Annotated in this window: 11 protein-coding genes; 6 read left to right on the top strand and 5 right to left on the bottom strand. The window is 72.7% G+C overall.

The window, feature by feature from the left end; translation table 11 throughout:
- Positions 1 to 104 precede the first annotated feature (104 nt).
- Positions 105 to 476, bottom strand: coding sequence for a hypothetical protein (locus tag ACFWEE_RS27020; protein ID WP_386892920.1), 372 nt, complete (start codon positions 474 to 476; stop codon positions 105 to 107).
- Between the two features lie 530 nt (positions 477 to 1,006).
- Here ACFWEE_RS27020 and ACFWEE_RS27015 point away from each other — a divergent pair.
- Positions 1,007 to 4,771 carry an ABC transporter ATP-binding protein gene (locus tag ACFWEE_RS27015; protein WP_386892960.1) on the top strand — a complete coding sequence of 1,255 codons (3,765 nt, stop codon included), beginning with the start codon at positions 1,007 to 1,009 and terminating at the stop codon, positions 4,769 to 4,771.
- Between the two features lie 152 nt (positions 4,772 to 4,923).
- Positions 4,924 to 6,402, top strand: coding sequence for a S28 family serine protease (locus ACFWEE_RS27010; RefSeq protein WP_386892918.1), 1,479 nt, complete (start codon positions 4,924 to 4,926; stop codon positions 6,400 to 6,402).
- 90 nt (positions 6,403 to 6,492) lie between these two features.
- Here the strand turns inward: ACFWEE_RS27010 and ACFWEE_RS27005 are convergent, their stop codons facing one another.
- Entirely contained in the window at positions 6,493 to 8,352 is a 1,860-nt protein-coding gene (locus tag ACFWEE_RS27005; RefSeq protein WP_386892916.1) for a glycoside hydrolase family 3 protein, read from the bottom strand.
- Positions 8,353 to 8,565: 213 nt separating this feature from the next.
- Positions 8,566 to 9,513, bottom strand: a complete 948-nt coding sequence (locus tag ACFWEE_RS27000; protein ID WP_386892914.1) for a LysR substrate-binding domain-containing protein — start codon at positions 9,511 to 9,513, stop codon at positions 8,566 to 8,568.
- Positions 9,514 to 9,612: 99 nt separating this feature from the next.
- On the opposite strand from ACFWEE_RS27000, the gene ACFWEE_RS26995 reads away from it, so the two are divergent.
- On the top strand, positions 9,613 to 10,524 hold the full coding sequence (locus ACFWEE_RS26995; RefSeq protein WP_386892913.1) for an EamA family transporter: 912 nt from the start codon (positions 9,613 to 9,615) through the stop codon (positions 10,522 to 10,524).
- Positions 10,525 to 10,548: 24 nt separating this feature from the next.
- Here the strand turns inward: ACFWEE_RS26995 and ACFWEE_RS26990 are convergent, their stop codons facing one another.
- Positions 10,549 to 11,337, bottom strand: a complete 789-nt coding sequence (locus ACFWEE_RS26990) for a sugar phosphate isomerase/epimerase family protein (RefSeq protein WP_386892911.1) — start codon at positions 11,335 to 11,337, stop codon at positions 10,549 to 10,551.
- Positions 11,338 to 11,484: 147 nt separating this feature from the next.
- Positions 11,485 to 12,573, bottom strand: a complete 1,089-nt coding sequence (locus ACFWEE_RS26985) for a LacI family DNA-binding transcriptional regulator (protein WP_386892910.1) — start codon at positions 12,571 to 12,573, stop codon at positions 11,485 to 11,487.
- Between the two features lie 116 nt (positions 12,574 to 12,689).
- On the opposite strand from ACFWEE_RS26985, the gene ACFWEE_RS26980 reads away from it, so the two are divergent.
- From ACFWEE_RS26980 to ACFWEE_RS26970, 3 genes are read left to right on the top strand one after another with little or no spacing between them, the layout of a single operon-like run.
- Positions 12,690 to 13,841 (top strand): Gfo/Idh/MocA family protein, encoded by a 1,152-nt coding sequence (locus ACFWEE_RS26980; RefSeq protein WP_386892908.1) that lies wholly within the window; start codon positions 12,690 to 12,692, stop codon positions 13,839 to 13,841.
- A complete protein-coding gene (locus tag ACFWEE_RS26975; RefSeq protein WP_386892907.1) occupies positions 13,838 to 14,980 on the top strand; it encodes a dihydrodipicolinate synthase family protein in 1,143 nt (380 codons plus the stop codon). The genes ACFWEE_RS26980 and ACFWEE_RS26975 overlap by 4 nt, the downstream gene beginning before the upstream one ends.
- On the top strand, positions 14,977 to 15,816 hold the full coding sequence (locus ACFWEE_RS26970; RefSeq protein WP_386892906.1) for a sugar phosphate isomerase/epimerase family protein: 840 nt from the start codon (positions 14,977 to 14,979) through the stop codon (positions 15,814 to 15,816). The genes ACFWEE_RS26975 and ACFWEE_RS26970 overlap by 4 nt, the downstream gene beginning before the upstream one ends.
- The last annotated feature ends 438 nt before the right edge of the window (positions 15,817 to 16,254 follow it).

Below are 16,254 nucleotides of genomic sequence, written 5' to 3'. Positions count from 1 at the left end.
CGGTGCCCCGGGCGGAGGCCGCCGACCGGAGGCCGCCCCGTCAGCAGCCCTGGACGGGCCGGACGAAGGGGACGAGGGGGAGAGGGAGACCGGCGTGCGCGAGCTCAGCGCAGACGCAGGCTGGTCTCCTTCTTGATGAGCGCTATCTGGTCCTCGCGGCCCAGGAGGAATTCGGCCGGCTCCCCACCCTCCAGGCGGCCGGGGAAGTCGTCCTTCAACGGCATGGCGTCCCGCAGCATGCCGAAGACCTTGTCCACCTCGCCGACCGGATGCTTGAGCCGCGCCTCGATGTAGTGCTTGCCCACCTCGGACATGGCGTTGCGGAGATTGCCCATGGGCTTCACGGAGGTCTCGACGCGGTGGCTCTCCCCGGACAGCTTCCAGCCGCCGCCCGGACGCAGGGCCTGCAGCACCTCGATCACCGCGTACACCTGGCCGCAGCGGTACGCCTCGCTCCTCGGCTTCTCCTCGCTCACGGAGTCCCCCTCCCCTCGGTCGCGGCCTCCGACTCCCGGAGACCCGACACTCCTGACTCCGCCCGTCCGGCAGAGTCGTTCGTCGTCTTGGTTACCCACCGTAGTCGCGGATCGAACGTGCGTAGGGGATCCAGCCCCGACTTCAGCCGATCGGGTGATTCGCCTCGGGGCCATTGACCGGCATGTGTTGCAGCGGGATGAAATCCGCAGCCCAGCGCGTTGGTGCGTTGCGGAAGACCAGAGGGAGTGGCGTCACGCGACAGCACGTTCGCAGGCGGCAGCAGGGCGATCGGGAGGCATCCGTGGCGGGCGCAGAACAACGGGGACCGGGAGAACGGGACTCCGGGAAACGGCCCCCCGGGCAACCGGCGGTCACCGGACAGACCCCCGGGCAACCGGCGGCGAACGCACCCGCGCAGACCCCCGGCCGAGCAGGGGCCCCCGGCCGACAGCCCCCCACCGCCCAGCCCCAAGCCCTCCAGCCCCAGGCCGCCTCCCACCCCCGGGCTCCCCAGGGCTGGGCCCGCCGCCTGACCGGTTACGCCTGGCGCTACCGCCGGGACGTGATCCTGGCGCTCGGCGCCTCCCTCGCCGGGATGGGCGTGATGGCCCTGGTCCCGCTGATCACCAAGGTGATCATCGACGACGTCGTCACCACGCACACCCGTTCGCTCGCCGTCTGGACCGGCCTGCTGATAGGGGCGGCGGTCGTCATCTACGCCACCGCGTTCGTCCGCCGCTACTACGGCGGCCGGCTCGCCCTCGACGTACAGCACGACCTCCGTACCGAGATGTACGCGACGATCACAAGACTCGACGGCAGACGCCAGGACGAGCTCTCCACCGGCCAGGTCGTCGGCCGGGCCACCAGCGACCTCCAGCTCATCCAGAGCCTGCTCTTCATGCTCCCGATGACCATCGGGAACATCCTGCTCTTCCTCGTCTCCCTGGTGATCATGGCGTGGCTCTCGCCGCTGCTGACCCTGGTCGCCGTCGCCGTCGCACCCGCGATCTGGTTCATCGCCCGCCGCTCCCGGGCCCGCCTCTTCCCCGCCACCTGGTACGCCCAGAGCCAGGCCGCCGCCGTCGCCGGGGTGGTCGACGGGGCCGTCTCCGGGGTCCGGGTCGTCAAGGGGTTCGGCCAGGAGGAGCAGGAGACCGGGAAGCTCCGCGAGGTCGGCCGCCGGCTCTTCGCGGGCCGGATGCGCACCATCCGGCTGAACGCCCGCTACACCCCCGCCCTCCAGGCCGTGCCCGCGCTCGGGCAGGTCGCGATGCTGGCGCTCGGCGGCTGGCTGGCCACCCGGGGCCAGATCACCCTCGGCACGTTCGTCGCGTTCTCCTCGTACCTCGCGCAGCTCGTCGGGCCGGTCCGGATGCTCGCCGTGGTCCTCACCGTGGGCCAGCAGGCCCGCGCCGGTGTGGACCGGGTGCTGGAGCTGATCGACACCGAGCCGACGTTCGCCGACGGCACCGAGGAGCTGCCGGCCGACGCCCCGGCCGGGGTCGAGTTCGACGACGTGAGCTTCGGTTACGGCACGCCTCCGGGAGCCCGCGCGGCGGACCCCGGCCTCGGCGCGGACACGTCGGGCGACGAGGGGACCGAGGACGCCGGGGAGACCCACTACCGCCCCGTCCTCAAGGGCTTCTCCCTCTCCATCGCCCCCGGCGAGACCGTCGCCCTGGTCGGCGCGTCCGGCAGCGGCAAGTCCACCGTCTCCATGCTGCTGCCGCGCTTCTACGACGTGACCCACGGTGCCGTCCTCGTCGGCGGCCACGACGTCCGCGAGCTGACCCTCGGCTCCCTGCGCGCCGCCATCGGTCTCGTCCCCGAGGACAGCTTCCTCTTCTCCGAGAGCGTCGGCGCCAACATCGCCTACGGGCACCCCGACGCCACCCAGGAGCAGATCGAGGCCGCCGCCCGCGCCGCGCAGGCCGACCGGTTCATCGCCGAGCTGCCGAAGGGGTACGACACCAAGGTCGGCGAGCACGGCCTCACCCTCTCCGGCGGGCAGCGCCAGCGCGTCGCGCTGGCCCGCGCGATCCTCGCCGACCCCCGGCTGCTCGTCCTGGACGACGCCACCTCGGCCGTGGACGCCCGGGTGGAGCACGAGATCCACGAGACCCTGCGGCAGGTGATGGCGGGCCGCACCACGCTCCTCGTCGCCCACCGCCGCTCGACCCTCGGCCTCGCCGACCGCATCGCCGTCCTGGACGACGGGCGCCTCTCCGACGTGGGCACCCACGAGGAGCTGGAGCGGCGCTCCGCGCTCTACCGCCGGCTGCTGACCGACCCGGACGAGCTGGGCGGCACCTCGCCCGGTCACCGTCCGGCACCGGTTCCGCCCCTGGAGGACGACCGGACGCTCCAGGAGGAGATGGAGGCGGAGTTCGACGCCGAGCGCGGCATCACCCCGGCGCTCTGGATCCGCAAGGAGCAGGAGCGCGACCGGGCCACCGCCGGCATGCCCGCCACACCGGAACTGCTCGCCCAGGTGGAGGCGCTGCCGCCCGCGACGGACGTCCCGGACATCGACGAGGACCGGGCCGTCCGCCCGGAGGACTCGTACGGGCTGCGCAGGCTGCTGCACGGGTTCGGGCCGGTGCTGCTGGTCAGCCTGGCGCTGGTGGCCGTGGACGCGGGGATGGGCCTGCTGCTGCCGGTACTGATCCGGCACGGCATCGACTCGGGCGTCACGCAGATGGCGACCGGCGCGATCTGGACGGCCTCGCTCCTCGCGCTGGCCGCCGTCCTCGTGCAGTGGGCGGCGCAGATCGGGGAGACCCGCAAGACCGGCCGGACCGGTGAGCGGGTGCTGTACTCGCTGCGGCTCAAGATCTTCTCGCAGCTCCAGCGGCTCGGCCTCGACTACTACGAGCGCGAGCTGACCGGCCGGATCATGACGCGGATGACGACCGACGTCGACGCGTTGTCGTCGTTCCTGCAGACCGGTCTGGTCACCGCGTTCGTCTCCGCCGTCACCTTCTTCGGGATCATGGCGGTGCTGCTCGTCCTGGACGTGCAGCTGGCGCTCGTCGTCTTCGCCACGCTGCCGTTCCTGATCGCCGGGACCGTCGTGTTCCGCCGCAAGAGCGTCGCGGCGTACCAGCTCGCCCGCGAGCGGATCGGCGCCGTCAACGCCGATCTCCAGGAGTCGGTCTCCGGGCTGCGGATCGTGCAGGCGTTCAACCGGGAGCGGGACGGCGCGGCGCGGTTCGCGGAGCGCTCCACCCACTACCGGCAGGCGCGGGTGCGCGGCCAGTGGCTGATCTCGGTGTACTTCCCGTTCGTCCAGCTGCTCTCCTCCGTCGCCTCGGCCGCCGTGCTGATCGTCGGAGCGGGCCGGGTCGACGACGGGACGCTGATGGTCGGCGCGCTCGTCGCGTACCTCCTCTACATCGACCTGTTCTTCGCCCCCGTGCAGCAGCTCTCCCAGGTCTTCGACGGCTACCAGCAGGCCACCGTCTCCCTCGGCCGCATCCAGGAGCTGCTGCGGGAGCCGACCTCCACCGCCGACCCGGACGCACCGGTGGAGCTGTCCGGGCTGCGCGGCGACATCGCGTTCGAGGACGTCTCCTTCGCGTACGGGGACGAGGAGGAGGCCCTCACCGGCATCGACCTGCGGATTCCGGCCGGGCAGACCGTGGCGTTCGTCGGCGAGACGGGCGCGGGCAAGTCCACGCTGGTCAAGCTGGTCGCCCGGTTCTACGATCCGACGTCCGGCCGGGTCACCGCGGACGGCACCGACCTGCGGCGTCTCGACATGACGGCGTACCGCCACCACCTCGGGGTCGTCCCGCAGGAGTCGTACCTCTTCCCCGGTACGGTCCGCGACGCCATCGCGTACGGCATCCCGGACGCCTCCGACGCCCGGGTGGAGGCGGCGGCACGGGCGGTCGGTGCGCACGACATGATCGCGACGCTGGACGGCGGTTATCTGCACGAGGTCGCCGAGCGGGGCCGCAACCTCTCCGCCGGGCAGCGCCAGCTCATCGCGCTGGCCCGCGCCGAGCTGGTCGACCCGGTCGTGCTGCTGCTCGACGAGGCCACCGCCTCCCTGGACCTGGCCAGTGAGGCCCTGGTCAACCAGGCCACCGACCGGCTCACCGGCCGCCGCACCACGCTGGTGGTCGCACACCGGCTGACCACCGCGGCGCGCGCGGACCGGGTCGTGGTGATGGAGCACGGCCGGGTGGTGGAGGACGGTTCGCACGACGAACTCCTCGCCCTCCAGGGCCGGTACGCCCGGCTGTGGCGCACCTTCATCGGCGAGGACGAGCCCGCCGCCGTGTGAGCGGTGCCCCGGCGCGGCGCGAGGGGTGCCGCGCCGGGGCGACCGGGTCCGGTGGGGTGCGTGGGGCGCCGCGCCGGGGCAACTGGGTCTGGCGTGGTGCGTGTTGCTCCCGCTAGGTTCACGGCCAATGTCGTGAACCCAGGGGAGTGCGTATGCGTAAGACGCTCAGAGGTGTTCTGTCGCTCGCGTTGCTGATCGGCACGGTCGGTGCGACAGGCGCCTCGGCCGGAGCGGCCACCGCCGCGCAGCCGGCCGTGGAGCAGGCGGGAACCTCCGCGACGGCCGCGGCGGACACCGCCGACATCAAGGACCGCATCCTCGCCATTCCGGGCATGAGCCTGATCGAGGAGAAGCCGGTCACCGGGTACCGCTACTTCGTCCTCGGCTACACGCAGCCGATCGACCACCGCCACCCGTCCAAGGGAACGTTCCAGCAGCGGATCACCCTGCTGCACAAGGACACTTCGCGGCCCACGGTCTTCTACACCAGCGGCTACAACGTCTCCACCAGCGCGAGCCGCAGCGAGCCCACCCGGATCGTCGACGGCAACCAGGTCTCGCTGGAGTACCGGTTCTTCACGCCGTCGCGTCCTCAGCCCGCCGACTGGTCCAAGCTCGACATCTGGCAGGCGGCCAGCGACCAGCACCGGGTCTTCACCGCGCTGAAGAAGATCTACAGCCAGAACTGGCTGGCCACCGGCGGCTCCAAGGGCGGCATGACCGCGACCTACTACGAGCGCTACTACCCGAAGGACATGGACGGCGTCGTCGCCTACGTCGCGCCGAACGACGTGGTGAACGACGAGGACTCCGCCTACGACCGCTTCTTCGGATCGGTCGGCACGAAGGAGTGCCGCGACAAGCTGAGCGGTGTCCAGCGCGAGGCGCTGATCCGGCGCGCGCCCCTGGAGGAGAAGTACGCGGCGTACGCGGCGGAGAACGGCTACACCTTCACCACCGTGGGCACCCTCGACAAGGCGTACGAGGCCGTCGTCATGGACTACGTCTGGGCGTTCTGGCAGTACAGCAAGGTCGCCGACTGCGCCTCCCTCCCGGCCGACGCCAAGACCGCCACCGACCAGGAGATCTGGGACTCGGTCGACGCCATCTCGGGCTTCTCCGCCTACGCCGACCAGGGCCTTGAGACGTACACGCCGTACTACTACCAGGCCGGCACCCAGCTCGGTTCGCCCGACATCACGCAGCCGTGGCTCGGCAAGCTGAGCCGGTACGGCTACCAGCCGCCGCGCAACTTCGTGCCGCGCTCCATCCCGATGACCTTCCAGAAGGGCGTCATGCGGGACGTGGACTCCTGGGTCACCCACCACGCCACCCGGATGATGTACGTCTACGGGCAGAACGACCCGTGGGGCGCCGAGCGGTTCGCCCCCGGCAAGGGCTCCCGCGACAGCTACGTCTACACCCAGCCCGGCGGCAACCACGGCTCCAACGTGGCGGGCCTGGTGGCCGACGAGAGCGCGGCGGCCACCGCGACCATCCTGCGCTGGGCCGGTGTCACCCCGGCGGCCGTCGCCGCCGACCCCGCGAAGGCGGCGCCGCTGGCCGCGTACGACACCCGCCTCGACAAGCAGGACGCTCAGCTGAACCGGCACCGCACGCTGCACCCCTGACCCACCCCGTACGACGCCCGGCGCGCGCCCGCTTCTGCAGCGGGCGCGCGCCGGGCGCGTTTTCCGGGGCCGGGGCGCCCCGGCCGGTGTTCAGTACTCCAGGCCGTAGCCCACCGGGTACAGCACCTGCGACGGGTCGTCCGCGCGCGGCACCGGGACGGGCAGCCGCCCGCCCGGTTCGGCGTGGCCCGCGATCACCCGGGCGGCGGCGCGCAGTTCGACGTCGGTCCAGGAGTACGACGCGAGGCTCGCCGCGTACCCCGTACCCGCCAACTGCGCGATGTCGTACGGGTTGCGGATCGCCAGCGCGACGACCGGGACGCCGGTCGCGGCGAGGGCGCTCACCAGGGTGCGCTGGGAGCTCGTCGCCGTCACGTTGTACGTGCCGACCACCACCGCGTCCTTGCCGGCCGAGGCCGCCACCGCCTCGGCGATCTTCGCCGCGGTCGGTGCCGTACCGGTGGACAGGGCCGTCGCCGTGTGGCCGAGTGCGGTGAACTCCGCGGCCAGCGTGGTGGTCGGCGGACCGGTCGTACCCGACGGGGAGGCCGGGTCCGCGCCCACCACCAGGACGCTGCGGTGGCTGCGCCGGGAGAGCGGCAGCAGGCCGGTGGGGTTGGCGAGGAGCGTGGTGGTGTGCTCCGCGATCCGGTCGGCGGCGGCCAGGTGCGCCCGGGTGCCGACGACCTTGTCCACCTGGGAGTCCTTGACGAACGGGTCATGGAAGAGACCGAGTTTCGCCTTCAGCCGCAGAATCCGCAGAACCGATTCGTCAATGCGGTCCTCGGTGAGTTCACCGCTCCGTACGGCGGCCAGCACCGCGTTCCACGCGACGTCCAGGGTCGGCGGGTTGAGCAGCTGGTCGACGCCCGCCTTCAGCGCGAGTACGGGAACGCGCTCGTCGCCGTACTTGGTGCGCACGCCCTCCATGCCGAGGGCGTCCGTCACCACCACCCCGTCGTAGCCGAGTTCCTCGCGCAGGATGCCCGTCAGGATGGGCCGGGACAGCGTCGCCGGGTCCTCGGACGGGTCGAGCGCGGGGACCACGATGTGCGCGGTCATGATCGAGTCGATGCCCGCCGCGACGGCCGCCCGGAACGGTGGGGCGTCCAGCTCCGCCCACTGCTCGCGGGTGTGGGTGATGACCGGCAGCCCGGTGTGGCTGTCGGTGCTGGTGTCGCCGTGGCCCGGGAAGTGCTTGGCCGTCGAGGCGATCCCGGCGCTCTGGTACCCCTTCACCTGCGCGGCGACCATCCCGGCCACCGAGTCCGGGTCGGAGCCGAAGGAGCGGACGCCGATGACCGGGTTGGCCGGATTGACGTTGACGTCGGCGTCGGGCGCGTAGTTCTGGTTGATGCCGAGGGCCGCCAGCTCGGTGCCCGCGATCTGCGCGGCCTTGCGGGCGTCGGCGCGCGAACCGCCCGCGCCCAGCGCCATCGCGCCCGGCAGCAGGGTGGCCGGTTCGCCGACCCGGCATACGATGCCGTGCTCCTGGTCGGTGGAGACCAGCAGCGGCACCTTCGACGGACCGGCGAGCCCGGCCCGCTGGATGCCGTTGGAGAGCGCGGCGATCTGGTGCGGGTCACGGGTGTTGTGCGCCCAGGTGAAGTAGATGATCCCGCCGACGTGGTACTTGGCGATCATCTCGGCGGCCGTACGGACCCCGATCTCGGCGAGGTTGGCGTCGATGTCCGCCTGGTCCGGCTCGGTGGCGGAGTGGCCGTACACCCGCATCACGAAGAGCTGGCCGACCTTCTCCTCAAGGCTCATGCCGGCGACGATCCGCCGGAGCCGTTGCGCGGGGACGCGGCGGGAGTCCGCCCGGCCGGAGTCCGCCGGGCCCGTCCGGTCCGCCGCCGCGGCCGGGATCGCGACGGTGCCGGTGGCCGCCGCCGCGGCGGTGGCCGCCGCCGCGGCGAGGAGGGTGCGTCTGGAGGTGCGGTGGTGCACGTGAGCCCCTTCCGGTACTGAAAGAAACTTCCAAGAAGGTACGGATATATGGAAAGTAACTTCCGGTCAAGGGCCTCGCCCGGCCGCGCTGCCACCCCGCCGGACGATTGGGGGCAAACGAACACAGCGGCCCGCCGTGTGCCGCTCAGGTCGGCCCGATCGCCCGCGCCCGGGTCCGCCCCCGCGTCGCTCGGATCGGCCCGCCCGTGCCCGTCAGGCCGGCCCGCCCGTGCCCGGGTCCGCCCGCGTCGCTCGGGTCAGCCCGATCGCCCGCCCGTGCGCCAGCAGTCCCGCCACCGCCGCCGTGATCGCCGGACGCCGGGCCGCCCCCGCTCGCCAGAGCGCGTACAGCCTGCGTACCGGTACGGGGTCGAGCCGCACCGCGACCACGCCCTCCGGCAGCGGCCCCCGGCCCAGGCGCGGGATCATCGCGACCCCCAGCCCGGCGGCGACCAGGGCGAGCTGGGTGTGGTTCTCCTCCGCCAGGTGCCGGATGTCGGGCTCGTACCCCGCCGCCCGCAGCGTCCGCATCAGCCAGTCGTGGCAGACCGTGCCGGGGGGCTGGCAGATCCACCGCTCCCGCGCCAGCTCCTCGCGGAGCACCGCGTCCCGCCCCGCCAGCACGTGCCCCCGGGGCACCAGCAGATCGCACCGGTCGTCGCCGATCACCGCCTGCTCCACCCCCTCCGGCGCGGGCAGCGGCGCGATGTCCCAGTCGTGCGCGACGGCCAGATCGATCACGCCCTTGACCACCAGGTCCACCGACAGATGCGGGTCCACCTCCGTCAACCGGGGCTCCAGCGCGGGGTGGTCGCGCTCCAGGGCGGCCAGCACGCCCGGCAGCAGCCCGCGCGCGGCCGAGGCGAAGGCGCCGATCGACAACTGTCCCGTCGGCAGCCCCCGGCGCTCCTCCAGCGTCGTCTGCGCCCGCTCCACGATGGTCAGCAACTCCTGGGCGGCGGACGCCAGATGGAGGGCGTCCTCGGTCAGTGCGACACCGCGCCCGCGCCGCTCCAGCAGGGTCGTCCGGGTCTCCCGCTCCAGCTTGGTGATCTGCTGCGAGATCGCGGACGGGGTGTAGCCGAGCGCGGTGGCGGCGCCCGCGACCGAACCGTGCACCGAGACGGCGTGCAGGGCGCGCAGCCGGGCGAGATCGAGCATCCTGGCCTCCGATGAGGGGTGACTCTTCAGCAACGCTCAATTCCACCATGAAGAAAACCGCGCTGGTGCTAAAGGATGCGGGCGGGTGATGCTCGGCGCATGCGTCCCTCCCACATCGCCCTCGCGGTCCTCGTGGCCGCCCTCTGGGGCGTCAACTTCGTCGTCGTCGAGCTCGGGCTCGACCACTTCCCGCCCCTCCTCTTCTCCGCGCTGCGCTTCCTGGTCGCCGCGCTGCCCGCCGTCTTCTTCGTCGGACCGCCCAAGGTCGCCTGGAAGTGGATCGTGGGCGTCGGACTCGCGCTCGGCGTAGCCAAGTTCGGGCTGCTCTTCGTCGGCATGGACCAGGGGATGGGAGCCGGGCTCTCCTCGCTCGTCCTCCAGGTCCAGGCCGTCTTCACCGCGCTCTTCGCCGCACTCGCCCTCGGCGAGCGGCCGGGCGGGGTGCGGGTGGCGGGGATGGTGGTGGCGCTCGCGGGGATCGGGGTGGCCGCCGTGGACGAGGGGGCGAGCGGCCCGGTGCTCGCGTTCGTGCTGGTGGTCGCGGCGGCGGCCTGCTGGGGTGTCTCCAACGTCCTCACCCGCAAGGCCGCCCCGCCCGACTCCCTCAACTTCATGGTCTGGGTCTCGACCGTGCCCGTCCTGCCCCTGCTCGGCCTCTCGCTGCTCTTCGAGGGCTGGGACCGGGACACCGACGCGCTCGCCGCGATGGACTGGACCGGCGCGGGGGTCCTCGTCTACGTCGCCTGGATCTCCACCGTCTTCGGCTTCGGCGCCTGGGGTTACCTGCTCCGCCACCACCCGGCGTCCTCGGTCGCGCCGTTCACCCTCCTCGTCCCGGTCTTCGGGATGTCCTCGGCGGCGCTGCTGCTGGACGAGTCGGTGAGCCCGCTGCGGTGGTGCGCGGCGGCGCTGCTGGTCGGCGGGGTCGCACTGACCTCCCTCGGCGGGCGGTGGCGGAAGGGGGCCACCGCGACCCCGCTGCCTGCCGCCGCGCGGGGGGCGCGGGCCTGAGGGCGGCCCGCACCTCCCGGAGGGTCACTGCTTCGGCGCGCCCACCCGCAGCAGGAACTCCCGTCCCGCGGCCAGCAGTCCGGGCAGCTCCGGGATGCCCGGGTACCAGCGCTTCTCGTACTCCCAGCAGACCCAGGTGTCCGGCGCCAGGGTGTCCAGGCACTCCGTCAGCGGCAGCACGCCCGCGCCGAGCGCGAGCGGGGTGGTGTCCTCGGCCGAGGCGATGTCCTTGACCTGTACGTAGCCGAGGTACGGGGCCAGCACGAGCTGGCTGTCGACCGGGTCCTCACCCGACAGCCAGGTGTGCATCACGTCCCAGATCACGCCGACGTTCGGGTGTCCCACCGTCCCGGTGACCCGGGCCGCCTCGGCTCCGGCCCGGTGCGAGTCGTGGGTCTCCAGCAGGATGGTGACCCCCCGGTCGGCGGCGTGCGGGGCGGCGGCCCCGAGCCGGCGGGCGGCCGTCGCGTCGGCGGTCTCCGGGTCCTGGTCGCCGCCGCCGGGGAACACCCGGACGTACGGCGCCCCGAGGTCGTGGGCGAGCTCCACCAGCTCGGCGACCTGCGTCACGATCGCGTCGTCGTCCCCTTCGGCCGCGACCCGGACGTACCCGGCCACGGTGAGGATCTCCACCCCGGCCTTCTCGAACTCCGCGACCACCCGGGCGCGTTCGGATGCCGGGATCCCCGGGTTCACCGGCTCCTCGGGGTGGGCGCGCAGCTCCACCCCCTGGTAGCCGTGCTCGACGGCCAGCCGGACGACCTCGTCGATGGGCGTCCCCGGCACTCCGAGGGTCGAGAAAGCGAGCTTCACGTGCGTGTTCCTTCCGTCGGTCCGTCACCCCGCGCCATCGGTTCCGCGCGTGCTCCCGGACGGTACGCGTACCCCTGCCCGCCGCCCGGAACCAGGTGCGTGAACCACCGTACAGACAGCGCTTTCTACAAGGTGGGGACGGTGCCCTCAGCGCGGCCGGTCCCCGCGCGGCGGGGCCGTCGATCCGCGCACCATCAGCTCCGCGCCGATCGTCGCGATGCCACCGGGCGGCGGGGTCTCCGCGCCCATCGCCAGCCGTCCCGCCCGCGCCCCCGCCTCGTACAGCGGCAGCCGGACCGTGGTCAGGGCCGGGACGGTGTCCACGGAGAACGGCAGGTCGTCGAAGCCGGCCACCGAGATGTCCTCGGGGATGCGCAGCCCCTGCTCGCGTACGGCGGCGCTCGCGCCCAGGGCGACCGAGTCGTTGGCGCCGACGATGGCGGTCACCCCCGGTTCACGGCGCAGGAGTTCGAGGGTGGCCTCGTAGCCGGAGCGGCGGTCGTAGGGGCCGTGCACGGTGAGCCGGTCGTCCGCGTCAAAGCCTTCTCCCGCCAGGCCCGCCGCCCGCATCGCCGCGCGGTGGCCCTCCAGGCGGTGGCGGGTGGTGGTGCGTTCCAGGGGGCCCGCGACGTAGCCGATCCGGCGGTGTCCCAGCGAGATCAGGTGTTCGGTCAGCCGTCTGCCGCCGCCCCGGTTGTCGAAGGTGAGGGCGGCGGTGACGGCGTCGTTCTCGGGCAGCGGGGGCCGCCCGCAGAACACGATCCGGGTGCCGGCGTCGGCGAGCCGCCCCAGCTTCGCGGCCATCGCCGCCTGGTGTCCGGGGTCCTCCAGCGCGCCGCCGGTCAGCACGACGGCCGCCGCGCGCTGGCGCTGGAGGAGGGTGAGGTAGGTGAGTTCGCGTTCGGGGGAGCCGCCGGTGTTGCAGACCACGGCCAGCTTCTCGCCGCCCGCCCGGGAGGTGCCGTCACCGGGGACGCCGATCTCCGACTGTGCCGCGCCCGCCATGATCCCGAAGAACGGGTCGGCGATGTCGTTGACGAGGATGCCGACCAGGTCGGAGGTGGCGGCGGCGAGCGAGCTGGCCGGGCCGTTGAGCACGTAGTCCAGGTCGTCCACGGCGCGCAGCACGCGTTCGCGGGTGGTGGCGGCGACGGGGTAATTGCCGTTGAGCACGCGGGAGACGGTGGCCGGGGACACCCGGGCGCGTGCCGCGACGTCCGCCAGGGTGACTGTCATCGTTTCTCGTTCTCCTCGGAGGTTGTTCGCGGCGTCCCTCTTGTCCGGGCCGCTGTCGGCAGGCTAGCTTCATACACGATAGAAAGCGCTTGCTACGGCCGATGGAGGGAACTTTCGTGACTCGCAGGACTGTGCGCATCGCCATGAACGGCGTGACGGGTCGTATGGGATACCGGCAGCACCTGGTGCGCTCGATCCTCGCGATCCGCGAGCAGGGCGGCCTCGACCTCGGCAACGGCGACGTGCTGTGGCCCGAACCGGTCCTCGTCGGCCGCCGCGCCCACGCGCTGGAGGAGCTGGCCGCCCGGCACGGCCTCACCGAGTGGTCGACCGACCTGGACGCCGTCCTCGCCGACGACACCATCGACATCTACTTCGACGCCCAGGTCACCCAGGCGCGCGTCGAGGCGATCAAGAAGGCCGTCGCCGCCGGCAAGCACATCTACACCGAGAAGCCCACCGCCACCGACGTGGAGGGCGCCCTCGACCTCGCCCGCCTCGCCCGGGACGCGGGCATCAAGCACGGCGTGGTCCAGGACAAGATCTTCCTGCCGGGCCTGCTCAAGCTGAAGCGCCTCATCGACGGCGGCTTCTTCGGCGAGATCCTCTCCGTGCGCGGCGAGTTCGGTTACTGGGTCTTCGAGGGCGACTGGCAGGAGGCCCAGCGCCCCTCGTGGAACTACCGCTCCGAGGACGGCGGCGGCATCGTCGTGGACATGTTCCCGCACTGGGAGTACGTCCTCCACGAGCTCTTCGGCAGGGTCAACACCGTGCAGGCGCACGTCCAGACGCACATCCCGCAGCGCTGGGACGAGCAGGGCAAGCCTTACGCCGCGACCGCCGACGACGCCGCGTACGGCATCTTCCAGCTGGAGGGCGGCGCCGTCGCCCAGATCAACTCCTCCTGGACCGTGCGCGTCAACCGCGACGAGCTGGTCGAGTTCCAGGTCGACGGCACCCACGGCTCCGCCGTCGCGGGCCTGCGCAACTGCCGCGTCCAGCACCGCTCGGCCACCCCGAAGCCGGTCTGGAACCCCGACCTCCCCGTCACCGAGTCCTTCCGGGACCAGTGGCAGGAGGTCCCCGACAACGGCACCTTCGACAACGGCTTCAAGGCGCAGTGGGAGCTCTTCCTCCGCCACGTCGTCCTCGACGAGCCGTACTCCTGGGACCTGATGGCCGGTGCCCGGGGCGTGCAGCTCGCCGAGCTGGGCCTGAAGTCGGCCGCCGAGGGCCGCCGCTTCGACGTGCCGGAGCTGTCGCTGTGACGATCCACCTCCCGCACGGGGCGTACGAGCCCCGCACCACACCCCTGGACCTGGCCCCCGGCGGCTCCCCGCTCGCCTCGCGCACGGTCTTCTCCGCCGCCCACGTCGTCGCCGACCCCTTCGTCGACGTCAGCCCGGACGGGCCCGCCGCGATCGACTGGGACGCCACCCTCGCCTTCCGCCGCCACCTCTGGTCGCACGGGCTCGGGGTCGCCGAGGCGATGGACACCGCCCAGCGCGGCATGGGCCTCGACTGGGCCGGCGGCGCCGAACTGATCCGCCGCTCCTGTGCCGAGGCGAAGGCCGTCGGCGGCCGGATCGCCTGCGGGGTCGGCACCGACCAGCTGACCGGCCCGGCGACCCTCGCCGAGGTGCGCGCCGCGTACGAGGAACAGCTCGCCCTGGTCGAGGAGAGCGGCGCGCAGGCCATCCTGATGGCCTCCCGCGCGCTCGCCGCGGTGGCCGAGGGCCCCGAGGAGTACGCGGAGACCTACGCGCACCTGCTGCGCCAGGCCACCGAACCGGTCGTCCTGCACTGGCTGGGCCCGATGTTCGACCCGGCCCTGGAGGGGTACTGGGGTTCGTCCGACCTGGACGCGGCCACCGACACCTTCCTCAAGATCATCGCCGAGCACCCGGACAAGGTCGACGGCATCAAGATCTCGCTGCTCGACGCGGCCCGCGAGATCGACGTGCGCCGCAGGCTGCCCAGCGGTGTCCGCTGCTACACCGGCGACGACTTCAACTACCCGGAGCTGATCGCGGGCGACGAACGCGGCTTCAGCCACGCCCTGCTCGGCATCTTCGACCCGCTCGGCCCGCTCGCCGCGCACGCCGTACGGGTCCTGGACACCGGCGACACCCAGGGCTTCCGGGACCTGCTCGACCCGACGGTCGAGCTCTCCCGCCACCTCTTCCAGGCGCCCACCCGCTTCTACAAGACGGGCGTGGTCTTCCTCGCCTGGCTGGCCGGGCACCAGGACCACTTCACGATGGTCGGCGGCCTCCAGTCGGCCCGTTCGCTGCCGCACCTGGCCAAGGCCTACGAACTCGCCGACCGCCTCGGCCTGTTCCCCGACCCCGAGCTGGCCGAGAGCCGGATGCGGGCCCTGCTGACCGTCCAGGGAGGAACCCGATGACCACCCCGAGCAACGTCGGCCGTCTCTCCGTCAACCAGGAGACCATCAAGCAGTGGTCCCTGGAGGAACTCGCCGAGGGCTGCACGAAGGCGGGCGTCGGCCAGGTCGGCCTGTGGCGCGAACCGGTGCGGAAGTACGGCGTCGAGCGCGCCGGACGGCTCTTCGCCGACGCGGGCCTCACCGTCACCAGCCTCTGCCGGGGCGGCTTCCTCACCGCGATCGACCCGGCGGCCCGGGCCCGCGCCCTGGACGACAACCGCGCCGCGATCGACGAGGCGGCGGGCGTCTCCACCGACACCCTGGTCCTCGTCTCGGGCGGCCTGCCCGAGGGCAGCAAGGACCTCGCCGGTGCGCGCGAACGCATCGCCGACGCCCTCGCCGAGCTGGCCCCGTACGCGGCCGAGCGTGGCATCCGCCTCGCCATCGAGCCGCTGCACCCGATGTTCGCGTCGGACCGGTGCGTGGTGTCGACCCTCTCCCAGGCGCTGGACATCGCCGAACGCTTCCCGGCCGAGCAGGTCGGCGTGGTGGTCGACGCCTACCACGTCTGGTGGGACGACCAGGCGCCCGCGCAGATCGCCCGCGCCGGGGCCTTGGGCCGTATCCACTCCTTCCAGCTGGCCGACTGGATCACCCCGCTCCCCGCGGGCGTCCTGCTGGGCCGGGGACAGCTCGGCGACGGCAGCGTGGACTTCCACGTGCTGCGCACGCTGGTCGAGGCGACCGGCTTCGACGGCCCGATCGAGGTGGAGATCTTCAACGAGGGCCTCTGGGCCCGCGACGGCGGCGAAGTCCTCGCCGAGGTGGTCTCCCGCTTCCAGGAACACGCCTGCTGAGAGCGCTTCCAGGAGTCCGGGTAAAGGAATGGTCAAGGCGTACAACCCTTGGCATCCCTGCCCGGTCACACTCTGCGTCGGGACTTCCGGGGGAGGGGTCCGGGGGGAACGGGAAGGCCCGACAGGGGGGAAAGCGAGAGGGGTCCGGCCGCGAGGCCGGGCCCGTTTCGCGTTTCCGGGGCGCGGACGGGCGCCTGCCCGCCCGGTCCTCCGGCCGCCTCACGCGTGTGACCCTCGGGTGTCGCTGACCGCGTCTCGGTTTCCGGCCGCAGATGGCTACGCCCCCGCCCCCCAGCCCTCGTAGACTCGGACATCCGCCACCGCGTCCGAGCGCGTGCCCGCACCGCGTCCGCGACGGGGCCGACCCCGGTCCACCCCTCCGACTCCGCCCGCGCCGGCCTCTCCTTGCCCGACACGGACTCCCGCGCCCCGGAAGGA

Source organism: Streptomyces sp. NPDC060184 (assembly GCF_042728795.1).
Taxonomy (GTDB): Bacteria; Actinomycetota; Actinomycetes; order Streptomycetales; family Streptomycetaceae; genus Streptomyces.
Note: the sequence above shows the minus strand (reverse complement) of the source record. Positions and strands in the feature narration are given on the sequence as shown.

Bases quoted from the DNA above. Each gene is read 5' to 3' on its own strand.
- ACFWEE_RS27010 (WP_386892918.1), top strand. From the start codon at position 4,924: ATGCGTAAGACGCTCAGAGGTGTTCTGTCGCTCGCGTTGCTGATCGGC.
- ACFWEE_RS27000 (WP_386892914.1), bottom strand. From the start codon at position 9,513: ATGCTCGATCTCGCCCGGCTGCGCGCCCTGCACGCCGTCTCGGTGCAC.
- ACFWEE_RS26995 (WP_386892913.1), top strand. From the start codon at position 9,613: ATGCGTCCCTCCCACATCGCCCTCGCGGTCCTCGTGGCCGCCCTCTGG.
- ACFWEE_RS26985 (WP_386892910.1), bottom strand. From the start codon at position 12,573: ATGACAGTCACCCTGGCGGACGTCGCGGCACGCGCCCGGGTGTCCCCG.
- ACFWEE_RS26970 (WP_386892906.1), top strand. From the start codon at position 14,977: ATGACCACCCCGAGCAACGTCGGCCGTCTCTCCGTCAACCAGGAGACC.